Source organism: Duganella guangzhouensis (genome assembly GCF_009674535.1).
Classification (GTDB): domain Bacteria; phylum Pseudomonadota; class Gammaproteobacteria; order Burkholderiales; family Burkholderiaceae_D; genus Rugamonas; species Rugamonas guangzhouensis.
The window spans coordinates 322,400-335,052 of record NZ_WKJK01000004.1; the positions used below are offsets into that span (position 1 = coordinate 322,400).

Consider the following 12,653-nt stretch of genomic DNA (forward strand, 5'->3'; position numbering starts at 1 on the left):
AGAAAAAAGTCACACAGACGGGTGCGAAACCCCGTATGCTGCTGGATCGACAGATACTTTGTAGCGCAATGAACATACGCAAAGTGACGCCAGCCGACTTGAAGCTAGGCATGTTGCTCCCATGGGATGTGTACGGGGAGAATGGCGCTTTGCTGGTGCGCAAAGGGCATATGATCGCCAGCGCCAACCAGATCGCCTATCTGGTCGAGCGTGGCGTGTTTGAGGATGGCGAGCCACCGCAACCAACGCAAGAACCGCCGTCGGTGCTGCGCAAGCTGAACGCCGCTTATCTGGAGTTGGACACGCTGCTGCAGGCGGTGGCGCAAGGCGCCGCGCCGCCGGACTTCTGCCGCCGTCTGGATGACATCGCGCAGCTGGTGCACACGGCGGTCGACCTCAACGTCGACATTGCCACCGCCAGCATTCTGCACAATCAGCGGCAGGCCCATTATGTGGCGCGCCACAGCGTCAACACGGCGCTGGTGGCGGTGCTGCTGGCGCGCGCGCGCCAGCGTTCGCGCAACGACGTCATGACCATCACGCTGGCGGCGCTGACCATGAACACCGGCATGCTGGAACACCACCGCCGCTGGCACGACAGCAGCACGCCGCTGGACCCGGCCGATGAAGCGCACAAGCGGGCGCACCCGCAACGCAGCGTGCAGCTGCTGCGCGCCGCCGGCGTCAACGACGAGGCGTGGCTCGACTGCGTGCTGCATCATCACGAAAACGAGGATGGCACCGGCTACCCGTTGGGCAAGGTGGGGGCGCAGATTCCGCTGCCGGCCAAGCTGGTGGCGCTGGCCGACCGCTATTGCGCGCGCGTGTCCGAGCGCGGCTACCGGCCGACGCTGACCGCCAACGCGGCGCTGCGCGACATGCTGCTGGAAGCGCGCACCACGCTGGACACCAATCTGGTATCGCTGGTGATCCGCGAACTGGGCATCTATCCGATCGGCAGCTGGGTGCGCATGATTAACGGCGAGGTGGGCGTGGTGGCGCGGCGCGGTCTGCAATCGACCACGCCGCATGTGGAATCGGTGATCGGCCCGCGCGGCGCGCCGCTGGAAGTATTCCTGCAGCGCGATACCCGCCACGAACTGCACGCCATCCGCGACGTGCTGAGCAACGCCCAGGTGGCGGCGTTGCAGGCGTCGCCGCTGCGCATGGCGCAGGTGTGGGGCCGCGCCGCCGTGGCGTAGTTGTGGCTTAGTTGCGGCTTAGTTCAGCAGCGCGTCCAGCCGGCCTTCGCGCGCCAGCTCGCGCAGCATGCCGATGGTGTCGATGTCCGACTCGACGTAGGCCGAGCGGCGGAATTCATCGTACATGGCGTTGGCTTCGTCGGTGGCGGCGTCGTGGCTGTCCTCGTACTGGAAGCGCACGAACAGCGTGTCCTCGGTCGGCTGCTCGATGGTCATGGTCAGGCTGGATTCGGCGATGTCCTGCTGCGCCGCCACCTTGTAGCGCACGCTGCGCATCGGTTCCAGCTCGACCCGGTCTTCCACCACCAGCTCGCCGTAGCGCAGACGGCGGCGGAAGCCGCTGGCGCTGCGTTCATCGATCTGGCTTTCGTCCAGGTGCGGCACGAACAGCTTGGGCGATTCGGCGCGCAGCACCAGGCCGCGCCATACTTGCTCGACGCTGAGGGCGTCGATCAGCGGGTTGAGTGGGTCGTTGACTTCGATTAAATGTTCAAATTTCATGATTGCAACCAAGATAGGGTTAGGCGTGGCGCCTGTGTCCCCGCATGGTAACGCAAATGTCACCAACGCTTCATGCGGCAGGTCAGTCGCGGCCACGGCGACTGATACAATGTGGGGCTATGTCCACCAAAGTTCCAGTCTTCGGCCTTAACTTGCCTCAGAGCCAGGCAGTTACCTATCTCGATGGTCCATGCCTCGTGCTGGCCGGCGCCGGCTCGGGCAAAACGCGCGTGATTACGCAGAAAATCGCCCACCTGATCGAGGACCGCGGCTACGAGCCGCGCACCATCGCCGCGCTGACCTTCACCAACAAAGCGGCGCTGGAGATGCAGGAGCGGATCGCCAAGCTGCTGAAACAGCCGAAACAGGCCAAACAACTGACGGTGTCGACCTTCCACTCGCTGGGAGTGAAGATTTTGCGCCAGGAGTGCAAGGAGCTGGGCCTGAAAGACCGCTTTTCCATCATGGACAGCGACGATTGCGGCTCGCTGATCCAGGACATGGCGATCACCACCGACAAGCAGGTGGTGCGCCGCATCCAGACCGACATCTCGCTGTGGAAGAATGGCCTGGTGGACCCGGTCAAGGCGCTGAATCTGGCCAAGGACGAGGACGAGGCACAATCGGCGCGCGTTTACGCCAGCTATGTGGCCACGCTGTCGGCCTACCAGGCAGTGGATTTCGACGACCTGATCCGCTTGCCGGTGGAACTGTTCCGCAACCACGAGCACGTGCGCGACAAGTGGCAGCGCCGGCTGCGCTATCTGCTGATGGACGAGTACCAGGACACCAACACTTGCCAGTACGAGCTGGTCAAGCTGATGGTGACCGGCGTCGGCAAAAAGCCGATGTTCACCGCCGTGGGCGACGACGACCAGGCGATCTACGCCTGGCGCGGCGCCTCGGTGGAAAACCTGAAGACGCTGCAGACCGACTTCCCCGATCTGGAAGTGATCAAGCTGGAGCAGAACTACCGCTCTACCACCCGCATCCTGCAGGCGGCCAACGCGGTGATCGGCAACAATCCCAAGCTGTTCGAGAAATCGCTGTGGTCGGAGCACGGGCTGGGCGAGCCGATTCAGGTGCTGTCGATGCCGACCGACGATGCCGAGGCCGACCAGATAGCGATCATGATTTCGTCCGAGCACTTCCAGCGCAAGAACAAGTGGTCGGACTTTGCGATTCTGTATCGCGGCAACCACCAGGCACGGGTGATCGAGCAGGCGCTGCGCAAGGAGCGCATCCCGTACACGATTTCCGGCGGCCAGTCGTTCTTCGACAAGGCGGAGATCAAGGACATCATCAGCTATCTGCGGCTGCTGGCGAATACCGACGACGATCCGGCCTTCATCCGTGCCGTGACCACGCCGCGGCGTGGTGTCGGCCAGTCGACGCTGGAAACGCTGGGCACTTTCTCGGCGCAGTGGAATTGCTCGCTGTTCGAGGCGGTGTTCAAGGGTGGCATCGAAGCGCTGCTGCCGGACCGTCAGCTGAATCCGCTGCGCGACTTCTGCAACTTCATCAACAACCTGGAATCGCGCGCCAGCCGTCCTGGCCCGTCGGGCAGCGGCGACAACGCGGCGCAGGTGCTGGATGACATGCTGGAAGCGATCAATTATGAAAACTTTTTATACGATATGTTCGACGAGCGCGCGGCCCAGAGCAAGTGGCAGAACGTGCTGGAATTCGTCAACTGGCTGAAGGATCGCGGCCGTGGCGGCAAGGACCGCGATGGCGAAGAGAAGAACGTGCTGGAGCTGACCCAGATGGTGGCGCTGATGTCGATGCTGGAAGGCCAGGACGAAGACCCGGACGCGGTGCGCATGTCGACCCTGCACGCGTCGAAAGGGCTGGAATATCCGCACGTCTACCTGGTGGGCTGCGAGGAAGGCATCCTGCCGCACAAGGGCGATGCCGACGCGCCGGCCGAATCGATCGCGGCGCGGGTGCAGGAAGAACGGCGCCTGATGTATGTCGGCATCACACGTGCGCAGCGCACGCTGCACATCACCTGGTGCAAGAAACGCAAGCGCGCGGGCGAGCAGGTGCACTGCGATCCGTCGCGCTTTATCAAGGAAATGAAGCTGGACGAGGGCACGGCGGTGCCGATGGAATCCGAAAAGCTGACGCCCAAGGAACGCCTGGCGCGCATGAAGGAATTGCTGACCACGCCCAAGCCCGACAAGGAACAACCATGAACACCGAAGACCGTTTTATCAACATTGAAATCAAGCTGGCGTATGCCGAAGACATGGTCGATTCGTTGAACCAGCGCATCCACGAGCAGCAGCAACAGATCGACAAGCTGGAGCAACTGTGCGCGTCACTGGCCCAGCACGTGCGCAATCTGGCGCAAAACAACGGCGGCGGCCAGCTCCCCCACGAACGGCCGCCGCATTATTGATCTCCTGATTCAGCGCAAGCGAGTGGTGATTGCGATCCGGTAGGTTGAGGTTTAACCTACCGAGACTGTGTTGTGATTACCTCATTCAAGCACAAAGGGCTATACCGGTTTTACGCATTGGGCGATCAGAGCGGCATACCCGCTGCGTTCGCCGCACGAATCACGCGCATGCTGGATCGGTTGAATAGTTGCGTTCAGCCAGATGATATGGACCTGCCGGGCTATAAGTTCCATCAGTTAAAGGGGAATCGCCAGGGAGTTTACAGTGTTCAGGTCTCAGGAAATTGGCGTCTCACCTTTAGCTTTTCCAACGGCGATGCGCATAATGTCAGGTTGGAGGATTATCATTGATGAACGCATTGCGTAACCCTGAAAGTCGCCCAACACATCCTGGCGCCATTCTGCGTGAGGATGTGTTGCCTGCCCTGAAAATATCGCTTGCGGAGTTCGCTCAGCGGCTCGGTATCAGCCAGCGGAGCCTGCACGAGCTGCTGCAGGAGCAGCGTCCGCTTTCAGCCGAGATGGCGACCCATCTCGCCTCTTTTCTCAAGACTTCTCCTGAAAGTTGGCTGCGGATGCAGCGGGATTTCGACAACTGGATCGCTTAAACCAGCACGGCGCGCAGGGCTTCGACGGCCAGCGCGTGGTCCTCTGCCTGGCGCAGGCCGGAGACGGTGACGGTGCCGACGATGCCGGTGCCCTTCAGCGTGATCGGAAAGGCGCCGCCGTGGGCCGCATGGTCTTTCGGCTCCAGATACTTGATGTCCTCGAACACCACGCCACGGTGCTTGTGGTCGATGCCGACGTAGAACGAGCTGCGGCCAAAGCGCGCCACCACATTGTTCTTGCGCCGTATCCAGTCGGCCTGGTCGGCCGAGGTGCCCTGCATCGCGTGGTGGAACAATACCTTGCCGTTGATGGTGATGTTGACGGTGATGCTTTTGTCCCTGCCCTTGGCCAGCTCGATAATCTTCAAACCCAGCGCCAGCGCGGTGTCGCTGCTGAAGGCGGTGAATTGTAATTCGTGTTCCTGTTGCGTCAGCGTGTCCAGCAATTCCGCGTAATTTTCCATGCTCTTTCCTGTGGTTGGTCGGGATATATCCAGAGTGTAGCCTAGCGCGGCTTGTTATACTGCTCCTCTTGTCCGCCAGGAATTCCACCTCATGCATCTCGATGTTGCCTCTTTGCTCATAGCCGTCACGCTGACCCTGCTGACCGCAGCCGCCACGCTGCTGGCCGTGATGGGCAAGGTGGACCTGCCGGCGCGGCGGGCCCAGACCGGCATCGTGCTGCAGGCGCTGGGCTGGGTACTGCTGATGACGTCGGGACTGGTGGTGCCCGGCGCGCTGGCCGACCGCGTGCTGTCGACGCTGTCGATGGCCAGCATCGCCGCCGGTCTGGGCTGCAGCGCGGTCGCCTTCGACCTGTGGTGCGGGCGGCCGCCGGCGGCGCGCATGCCAGCGTTGCTGGCGGTGGTGATGACGCTGGGCTACAGCATCGGCTTTGGCGATTATGCGTTCCGCGTCGGCTGGGCCAACGGCCTGCTGAGCGTGCAGCTGGCGCTGGTGGTCATCGCGCTGTGCCGGCCGATGCCGCACCCGGTCGGCCGCTGGCGCTGGCTGCTGGTGACCTCGCTGCTGGTGCAGACGGCTGTGACCGCGTCGCGCGGCGTGCTGGGCGCCTTCTTTACCGAGCTGTTCCCCAATTTCTTCGCGCCGCATCCGGCCAATGAACTGTTTGCGCTGGCCACCATCGTGACGGTGGTGATGGGGCTGGTCGGCATCCTGCTGGCGCACCGCGAGGAAGTGGCGCGCGAGCTGGAGCGGCTGGCCCACACCGACGGCATCACCGGCGTGCTGAACCGCCGCGCCTGGATGACCCATGCCGAGCTGCTGGCCGCCGACGCCCATCGCCAGGACAAGCCGCTGTGCCTGCTGTTGCTGGATCTGGACCACTTCAAGCAAATCAACGACACCTACGGCCACGAGACCGGCGACCGCGCACTCAAGCTGTTTGCCGACGGCATGCAGGCGGTGGGGCTGGAACACAATCTGGTGTGCCGCTACGGCGGCGAGGAATTCTGCGTGCTCAAACACGATGTCGGGCTGGCGGCGATGCGCGCCTACGATCAGCGCCTGCGCGCCTGGCTGGCCGAGGCCGGGCCGCGCCAGCTCGGCGTCTCGCTGGGCTACAGCGGCGGCATCGCGCTGCTGCTGGACGGCGCCGACACCGTGGACGCCATGCTGCGCCGCGCCGACGCGTTGCTGTACAGCGCCAAGATGCTGGGGCGGAATCGCACGCTGGATGAGGAAACGCTGGCTGTGGGTGTCGAAATCAAGTAAGGTCATTCGTCGTGGGAATGAGGGCTGTCCTCTACTATCTGGAGAATCGATCATGACGACCAATACCGTACAGTTGCACCGTGTGTTGAAATCCAAGGCGGAGCGGGTGTACCGTGCCTTCCTCGATCCGGACGCGATGGCCAAATGGTTGCCGCCGTTCGGCTTTACCGCCAAGGTGTACGAGCTGGATGCGCGGGTGGGCGGCAAGTACCGCATGTCCTTCACCAACTTTACTACCGGCGGTTCGCACTCGTTTGGCGGCGAATACCTGGAGCTGGTGCCGGGTGAGAAACTGCGCTACACCGCCCAGTTCGACGATCCCAATCTGCCGGGCCAGATGCAAACCACTGTCACCCTGCGCGACGTGTTCTGCGGCGTCGAGCTGCAGGTGGTACAGGAAGGCATCCCCGCCGTGATTCCGGCCGAAGCCTGCTATCTGGGCTGGCAGGAATCGCTGGTCCTGCTGGCCCAACTGGTCGAGCCGGAGATCCGCGAGGAGTGACGTAAGTCATAGCAAATCCACCTTTCGGCGTTATAGTCGCAAGACCGACCGGAAGGAATGGAGGGCACCATGAAAACCGTTACCCTGGCAGAAGCCCAGGCCCAACTGAGCAGTTTGATCGAACAAGTGGAGGCGGGGGAAGAGATTGTCATTATTAAAGACGGTCTGCCAATCGCGCGCATCGTCTTGAACCCGGCTTCGTCTCAACAACTCCCCAGTCTTGTCGAGTTCCGGGCAAAGCAGCCGTGGCAGAGCGAGTCTGCGGGCGATTTTATACGTCGTTTGCGCGATATGGATCGCTAGTGATGCGATACCTCGACACGAGCGTCTTGGTTGCGTATCTGACGCACGAAGCAAATAGTCTGGCGGCTGAGGCGTTCATGTTGAGCGCCGGAGCGCCGTTGGCGATTAGCACGTGGACAGAAGTTGAATTTTTTTCCGCCTTAGGTCGTAAATTGCGGTCCGGGCAATTGACCAAATTCGTGGCTAACGGCATTGTTGATAAATACAGAAATTCAATCTGTGCCAACTTGCGCCTGATCGCAGTTACTGATGCCGACCATGTCTATGCCAAGACGTTGTTAGATGGTTGGAAATCAGGCTTGTGTGCGGGAGATTCCCTGCATTTGGCTATTTCTAGCGCCTATGGCGCTACTACCTATACGTTTGATCGCGGCATGGCGATAGCCGGAGCAATTCTAGGCATCTCAGTCATTCTGTTGTGAGCGTGCGGTTTAAGGATGCTGCCGAAATTGCGTCGGAGTACAGATTAGATGCATGGGTAAAGTAACATAGCGGCAGTATCTTCATAACGGACAGGTGAACAATGGGCAAGGGCAGGTTGGAAGCATTCAGCGATGGCGTCATCGCGATCATTATTACGATTATGGTGCTGGAGTTGAAGGTGCCGCATGGCGAGGGTCTGGAGGCGCTGCGGCCGCTGATACCGGTGTTCCTCAGCTATGTGCTCAGCTTTATCTACGTCGGGATTTATTGGAATAACCATCATCACCTGGTCCACGTCGTCACCAAAATCAGTGGCGGTGTGTTGTGGGGCAATCTGCATCTGCTGTTCTGGCTGTCGCTGATTCCGTTCGTCACCGGCTGGATGGGTGAGAACAATTACTCGTCGATCCCGGTCGCCTGCTACGGCTTCGTGCTGTTCATGTGCAGCTTCGCGTTCCTGATTCTGGCGCGTTGCCTGGAGGCCGACAACGAGGTGCTCCGGACCGCCATCGGTTCCGACCGCAAGGGCAAGCTGTCGATGCTGCTGTATGCGATCGGCATCGCCGTCTCGTGCGCGCACCCGGGGCTGGGCTTCGCGGTCTACGCGCTGGTGGCCGCCGTATGGTTCATCCCCGACCGCCGCATCGAGCGCCGTTAAGACTGACTCTATTGTTGCAAGTCAGCCTCATAGGAATAATCAGTTAGACGCGTCTCGCTCCTGCTTCCACAATGGAATGACAATAATTCCAATACAGGGGATCGAGATCATGGAGCAGACCTTACGTCGGCCGCTACGCGCGGCCGCGCTGGCTTTGTGCGCGCTGGCGCCGGCCGCGAACGCAGTCAACTTTGTGTTGCACGATGTTTCCAACGGCGGCATGAGCGTGCAGCAGATGGCGGCCTTCCAGAGCGCCGCCAATTTCTGGTCCGGCCACCTGACCGACAACGTCACGGTATATCTGGATATCGGCTTCAACAACCTCGGCCAGAATATTCTGGGCAGCACCAGTTCCAGCTATGTCTCCACCAGTTACAGCAGCGTGCACAGCGCGCTGATCGGTGATGCCACCTCGGCACTGGACAACACCGCGCTGGCGCACATGCAGTCCGGCCCGGCGCTGAGCTTTATGGCGACCCAGGGCGACGGCAGTTCGCGCTTCGATAATGACGGCTCGGCCAATAACCTGTATCTGGGCCTGACCAGCGCCAACGCCAAGGCGATGGGCTTCATTGTTCCCACCAGCACCGCGCAGCCCGATGCCAGCATTGTGTTCGCCAATGCCTATGCCGGCAATTTCTCATACAGTCGCACTGGCGGCACACCACCCAACAAGATCGATTTCATCACCGTGGCCGAGCATGAAATTGGTCATGCGTTGGGCTTTACCTCGGGTGTGGACGATATCGATTTCTGCATGGCGCCGCGCAATGGATCGGTCTGCGGCATCAGCAACAGCGCCAGCCGGTTTGAAAACGATTGGTGGTATCAGCCGCTGGATCTGTTCCGTTACTCGGCACCCGGCGTGGCCGATGTGCGGGTCGGCGGCGCGCCGTATTTTTCGGTCGATGGCGGCGTTACCAACATCGCCGATTTCTCCACTGGCACCGAGCATGGCGACGGCTGGCAGGCCAGCCACTTCACGCCGGACCAGCTGAACCTGATGCGCCCCTATGTCGACTTTGGCGAGAACTACGATGCCAGCAACCGCGATCTGGCGGCGATGGATGCGATCGGCTGGGATCTGGCCGCGCCGGTGCCGGAGCCGCGGACCTGGGGCATGTTATTTGCCGGTATGGTGCTGTTGGGCTGGCAGTCACGCCGCCTGCACCGGGCTTAGTAGCTTGATCGCCAGCGTGTCGGACAGCGTCAGCAATTCGTCGTGGTAGGCGCTGCGTACCAGCACCGCGTGCCAAGCGTCGTCCTGCAGGTCGATCATGACCAGGCGGTAGCCACGCGCTGCGCTCCATTGAGCGAAGGATTGCAGCAGCGCGCTGCAACGTGCCGGGCCTTGCGGTGGTGGCGGCGGTCCTTCAAATGTTCCGATACCACGTGCTTCACTCAGGCTGCTGGCCTGGCTTTCCAGCGCTGCGTCGTCCTTGATGTCGGCGTGGATGGCGATGTCGTTGTCGAACAGGGCGTTCAGCAGCGCGTCGCCGTCCTTCACCTTGCGTGGCTTGCCGGTGATTGCCAGCACGCTGTCGGTGGTGTCGATATCTCCGTCGACCGCCAGTTCGATCCAGCGCGCCAGTCCATTGCGCTTGCTCTTGGCCAGGTCGGCCTTGGCCGGCAATGGCGGGGGAGTAACGTCGATGTCGGCGCCGACGTATTCGGCGCGCCAGCCGTCGCGTTTGCTGCGGATTTGCGCGCGGTGGTAGTCGACCAGGTCGCGCGGATAATAAGGATGGCTGCAGAAGCTGCTGTCGTCTATGTCATAAGCAGCTACGGCGAGCGCCACTTCAAAGGCGAACTGTGTGAATAAAGCGTCTTTTCCGGGCGCCGTGTCGAGGTCGGGTTTCCAGCCCTTGGGTTTCATCAGCCGTGGTCAGTTCTGCATGTGTCTGGCCATGGCGACGGCGCGTTGCGGCGGCGGCAGTGCCAGCACGCGCACCACCGGTTCCAGCGAGACTTTCTGGAACTTGTCGACCACGTATTTCTTTGCAATCGGGTGCTGCGCAACGAAGGCGTGCACCAGCAGGTCAAACAGATAGCTTTGCGCTTTGGTTACGGGCGAAACCAGTTCTTTTACCCTGGCCCAGGATCTCTATCTCCGGGATCAACAACAGCGCCAAGGCCAGGTAGCTGATGCTGTTCCTGCGGATGCCGGACAAGGGATACGCCTGCCGGTAGTACTCTTCGCCGCCATGGGTTCGCACGTAGGCGGCATCCGTCAGCATGCGCTGCGTGCGTTGGCGCAACGTCGCCGCGATCTCGTCCAGGCTGACGCCAGCGCAATACTGGTGCAGCAGGTAATCCTGGTCGTGGTCGCAGCGGCGGTACAGCACATTGACCTGGCCTTCCGGCTTCAGGCCGGCAAAGCGTTCAGGCAAGGCCCCCTCCTTGCTGGCTGCCGATTGAAAGTATTCGTCGTAGCGCTCGACATTGCCGACAGGATCGCGCATGGTATCTCTCAGTTCTTGCTGGTGTCGCGCAGGGCGCGGCTGATTTCGTTGTTCAGGTCGCGGATGTTTTGTTCGTGGGCGTGAGTGATGTCGCGCACGCGTTGCAGCTGTTCTTCGCTCAGGCTGGCCTGCAAGCTGGGACTGTGCAGGATTTTGTTCTTGGCCTGGTAGTTCTCTATTTCCGTCTGCAGTTCCTGACGCAGGATGACCAGGCGGTCGCGGTCGCGTTCGTTCTGTTCCCTGGACGAGATCTGGAAGCGGGCGTCGTGGACGGCGGCCGGGCGTTCGGCTGTCGCACGCGGCGCGGCGGCTTCGGTAATGGCGGGCTTGCTGGCGCTGGCAGGAGGCGTTTCCGTCACGCGGTTCTGGATGATTTCCACGCCCTGGCGGTTGACGTAGCGCGCCGCTTCGCTGGATTGGGCCTGGGCCAGCAACGGCATCAGCATGGCGGCGACATAGATCAGATGTGCTTTCATCGTGCTTCCATTCATAGATACTTGAGCTTGCCCCAGCTGCGCCGGCGGTTTTCAGTCAGCGTTCCTGATTTGCCGCGTAGCGTGTAGACCGTCAGCGCCACTGGGAAGCGTCCCGGCGCCTGGCCGATAAACACGGTCACGTCCATCGGCGTGCCTTCGACCATGCCGTCGAAAGTGGCTTCGTAGCCGCGCAGCACGCCATATTCGGCGCCCAGCGGATTGATGCCGCGCGCCTGTCCCTGATTGAGACCGAAATTCAGGCTGGCGGTGCGGATCGCGGTGACGGCCATATTGTGCAGATTGTTGTCCGGACTCTTGCGGTCGGGCCAGCTGGCGTAGGTCATCACCGTCGGCGGGTGGTAGCTGTCCGGGCTTTGCGCGACAAAGGTCGGGTGGCCGGTCAGCATCGACAGCTCGGTGGTCCACGGCGGCTGGTTCTCGACCCAGACTTCCAGCTTCAGGTCGTTCAGTTTGTAGACCTGCATTTCGCGCAGGGCCGGCGCAGCGCGGACGCCGCCGGCCATCATCGCCAGCGCGCCCAGCATGCCCAGATGCTGACGGCGCTTCATTGCACCGCTCCGGTATGCAGCATGGCCGAACCCATGCCCAGCACGGTCAGGCCGGCCACCGCGAGCAGGCTGTACCAGCGGCCGCTGCGGCTGAGCGCCTGGCGCCAGTTGAGGCGGCTGGCCAGCAGACAGACGATCCACACCAGCACGAAGCTGACGATGGCGCGGCCGATCAGATTGCCCAGGATGTAGCTGAGTGGCATGGCGGCTCCTTATTGCGCGTCGTACAGCACCCAGCCGCCGTCGCGGCGCACCATCAACTGCGTGGACAGACGGTGCGGGTCGTCGATTTCGTTGAAGAAGCCCTGGCTTTGCACGCGCAGGGCGGCCACGGCGCTGACGTCGGCGCTGTCGCACATCAGGATGCGGTCGCGGCGTGGCGCGGTGGCGATGATGTCGCCACGGAAGTTGGGTTGCATTTCGTCCCAGACTTTATCGACCAGCAGCAGTGTGGCTTCCATGCCTTCACCGGTGTAGGCCAGGCCGCAACCGTCCTTGGCGAAGAACTGCGGTTGAGGCAGCAGGCGTTGCAGATTGGTGCGCGCCAGCGGCGGCAGGTCGTTGAAGCTGACTCCAGTCTGTTTCAGCAAGCCGGTGGTGGCCATGATCAGGCTGTCCGGCAGGTCGAAGGCGTAGGTGACCAGCAGTTCGCCGCACAGCGGCGTGTGATACGGCACTTCGTCTTCCGGCACGCCGGCCTCGCGCACGGCGCGCAGGAAGTTCAGGTGCTTGATGCGCGGCACCAGCTGGCTGGCGTTCAGGGCTGGCGCGTCGGGCTTCTTCTTGAGGAATCCAAACATGGTGATCTCCG

General features: G+C 61.8%; 20 protein-coding genes. 11 read left to right on the top strand and 9 right to left on the bottom strand.

What is annotated here, in order from left to right; translation table 11 throughout:
* Positions 1 to 110: 110 nt before the first annotated feature.
* The gene (locus GJ699_RS10115; protein ID WP_154375932.1) at positions 111 to 1,202 is read left to right on the top strand and encodes an HD-GYP domain-containing protein; all 1,092 of its coding nucleotides are present in this window, start codon (positions 111 to 113) and stop codon (positions 1,200 to 1,202) included.
* An 18-nt stretch (positions 1,203 to 1,220) separates the two neighbouring features.
* Here GJ699_RS10115 and GJ699_RS10120 read toward each other — a convergent pair whose 3' ends face one another.
* Complete coding sequence (locus GJ699_RS10120) at positions 1,221 to 1,703, bottom strand: SRPBCC family protein (protein WP_154375671.1); 483 nt, start codon at positions 1,701 to 1,703, stop codon at positions 1,221 to 1,223.
* Between the two features lie 119 nt (positions 1,704 to 1,822).
* Here GJ699_RS10120 and GJ699_RS10125 point away from each other — a divergent pair, with 119 nt between their 5' ends.
* From GJ699_RS10125 to GJ699_RS10140, 4 genes are all read left to right on the top strand, one after another.
* Complete coding sequence (locus GJ699_RS10125; protein ID WP_154375673.1) at positions 1,823 to 3,901, top strand: UvrD-helicase domain-containing protein; 2,079 nt, start codon at positions 1,823 to 1,825, stop codon at positions 3,899 to 3,901.
* The gene (locus GJ699_RS10130; protein WP_154375675.1) at positions 3,898 to 4,107 is read left to right on the top strand and encodes a SlyX family protein; all 210 of its coding nucleotides are present in this window, start codon (positions 3,898 to 3,900) and stop codon (positions 4,105 to 4,107) included. The genes GJ699_RS10125 and GJ699_RS10130 overlap by 4 nt, the downstream gene beginning before the upstream one ends.
* Before the next feature lie 72 nt (positions 4,108 to 4,179).
* A complete protein-coding gene (locus GJ699_RS10135; RefSeq protein ID WP_371867519.1) occupies positions 4,180 to 4,458 on the top strand; it encodes a type II toxin-antitoxin system RelE/ParE family toxin in 279 nt (92 codons plus the stop codon).
* The gene (locus tag GJ699_RS10140; protein ID WP_154375677.1) at positions 4,458 to 4,715 is read left to right on the top strand and encodes a HigA family addiction module antitoxin; all 258 of its coding nucleotides are present in this window, start codon (positions 4,458 to 4,460) and stop codon (positions 4,713 to 4,715) included. The genes GJ699_RS10135 and GJ699_RS10140 overlap by 1 nt, the downstream gene beginning before the upstream one ends.
* Here GJ699_RS10140 and GJ699_RS10145 read toward each other — a convergent pair.
* Complete coding sequence (locus GJ699_RS10145) at positions 4,712 to 5,179, bottom strand: heme-degrading domain-containing protein (protein WP_154375679.1); 468 nt, start codon at positions 5,177 to 5,179, stop codon at positions 4,712 to 4,714. The two genes, GJ699_RS10140 and GJ699_RS10145, sit on opposite strands and share 4 nt — an antisense overlap.
* 91 nt (positions 5,180 to 5,270) lie before the next feature.
* Here GJ699_RS10145 and GJ699_RS10150 point away from each other — a divergent pair, with 91 nt between their 5' ends.
* The 6 genes from GJ699_RS10150 to GJ699_RS10175 all read left to right on the top strand — a co-directional run bounded on the left by GJ699_RS10150 (position 5,271) and on the right by GJ699_RS10175 (position 9,515).
* On the top strand, positions 5,271 to 6,449 hold the full coding sequence (locus GJ699_RS10150) for a GGDEF domain-containing protein (protein ID WP_154375681.1): 1,179 nt from the start codon (positions 5,271 to 5,273) through the stop codon (positions 6,447 to 6,449).
* Positions 6,450 to 6,501: 52 nt separating this feature from the next.
* Positions 6,502 to 6,951: an SRPBCC family protein gene (locus tag GJ699_RS10155; RefSeq protein WP_154375683.1), complete on the top strand. Its 450-nt coding sequence runs from the start codon at positions 6,502 to 6,504 to the stop codon at positions 6,949 to 6,951.
* Between the two features lie 69 nt (positions 6,952 to 7,020).
* The gene (locus tag GJ699_RS10160) at positions 7,021 to 7,254 is read left to right on the top strand and encodes a type II toxin-antitoxin system Phd/YefM family antitoxin (protein ID WP_154375685.1); all 234 of its coding nucleotides are present in this window, start codon (positions 7,021 to 7,023) and stop codon (positions 7,252 to 7,254) included.
* Between the two features lie 2 nt (positions 7,255 to 7,256).
* The gene (locus GJ699_RS10165; protein WP_154375687.1) at positions 7,257 to 7,676 is read left to right on the top strand and encodes a type II toxin-antitoxin system VapC family toxin; all 420 of its coding nucleotides are present in this window, start codon (positions 7,257 to 7,259) and stop codon (positions 7,674 to 7,676) included.
* A 101-nt stretch (positions 7,677 to 7,777) separates the two neighbouring features.
* Positions 7,778 to 8,335 carry a TMEM175 family protein gene (locus GJ699_RS10170; RefSeq protein WP_154375689.1) on the top strand — a complete coding sequence of 186 codons (558 nt, stop codon included), beginning with the start codon at positions 7,778 to 7,780 and terminating at the stop codon, positions 8,333 to 8,335.
* 109 nt (positions 8,336 to 8,444) lie between these two features.
* A complete protein-coding gene (locus tag GJ699_RS10175) occupies positions 8,445 to 9,515 on the top strand; it encodes an NF038122 family metalloprotease (protein WP_154375691.1) in 1,071 nt (356 codons plus the stop codon).
* Here GJ699_RS10175 and GJ699_RS10180 read toward each other — a convergent pair.
* The 7 genes from GJ699_RS10180 to GJ699_RS10210 are packed head-to-tail and all read right to left on the bottom strand — an operon-like array spanning position 9,492 to position 12,642.
* Positions 9,492 to 10,211, bottom strand: a complete 720-nt coding sequence (locus tag GJ699_RS10180) for a DUF6630 family protein (protein WP_154375693.1) — start codon at positions 10,209 to 10,211, stop codon at positions 9,492 to 9,494. The genes GJ699_RS10175 and GJ699_RS10180 overlap by 24 nt on opposite strands.
* A gap of 9 nt (positions 10,212 to 10,220) precedes the next feature.
* Positions 10,221 to 10,367: a hypothetical protein gene (locus tag GJ699_RS34525; RefSeq protein WP_154375694.1), complete on the bottom strand. Its 147-nt coding sequence runs from the start codon at positions 10,365 to 10,367 to the stop codon at positions 10,221 to 10,223.
* A gap of 7 nt (positions 10,368 to 10,374) precedes the next feature.
* Positions 10,375 to 10,797 (bottom strand): hypothetical protein, encoded by a 423-nt coding sequence (locus GJ699_RS10190; protein ID WP_154375695.1) that lies wholly within the window; start codon positions 10,795 to 10,797, stop codon positions 10,375 to 10,377.
* 8 nt (positions 10,798 to 10,805) lie between these two features.
* Positions 10,806 to 11,273, bottom strand: coding sequence for a hypothetical protein (locus tag GJ699_RS10195; protein ID WP_154375696.1), 468 nt, complete (start codon positions 11,271 to 11,273; stop codon positions 10,806 to 10,808).
* Between the two features lie 11 nt (positions 11,274 to 11,284).
* Positions 11,285 to 11,842 (bottom strand): hypothetical protein, encoded by a 558-nt coding sequence (locus tag GJ699_RS10200; protein WP_154375697.1) that lies wholly within the window; start codon positions 11,840 to 11,842, stop codon positions 11,285 to 11,287.
* On the bottom strand, positions 11,839 to 12,045 hold the full coding sequence (locus GJ699_RS10205; protein WP_154375698.1) for a hypothetical protein: 207 nt from the start codon (positions 12,043 to 12,045) through the stop codon (positions 11,839 to 11,841). Before GJ699_RS10205 ends, GJ699_RS10200 begins: the two co-directional genes overlap by 4 nt.
* Positions 12,046 to 12,054: 9 nt before the next feature.
* Complete coding sequence (locus tag GJ699_RS10210; protein ID WP_154375699.1) at positions 12,055 to 12,642, bottom strand: DUF1444 domain-containing protein; 588 nt, start codon at positions 12,640 to 12,642, stop codon at positions 12,055 to 12,057.
* Between the last annotated feature and the right edge of the window lie 11 nt (positions 12,643 to 12,653).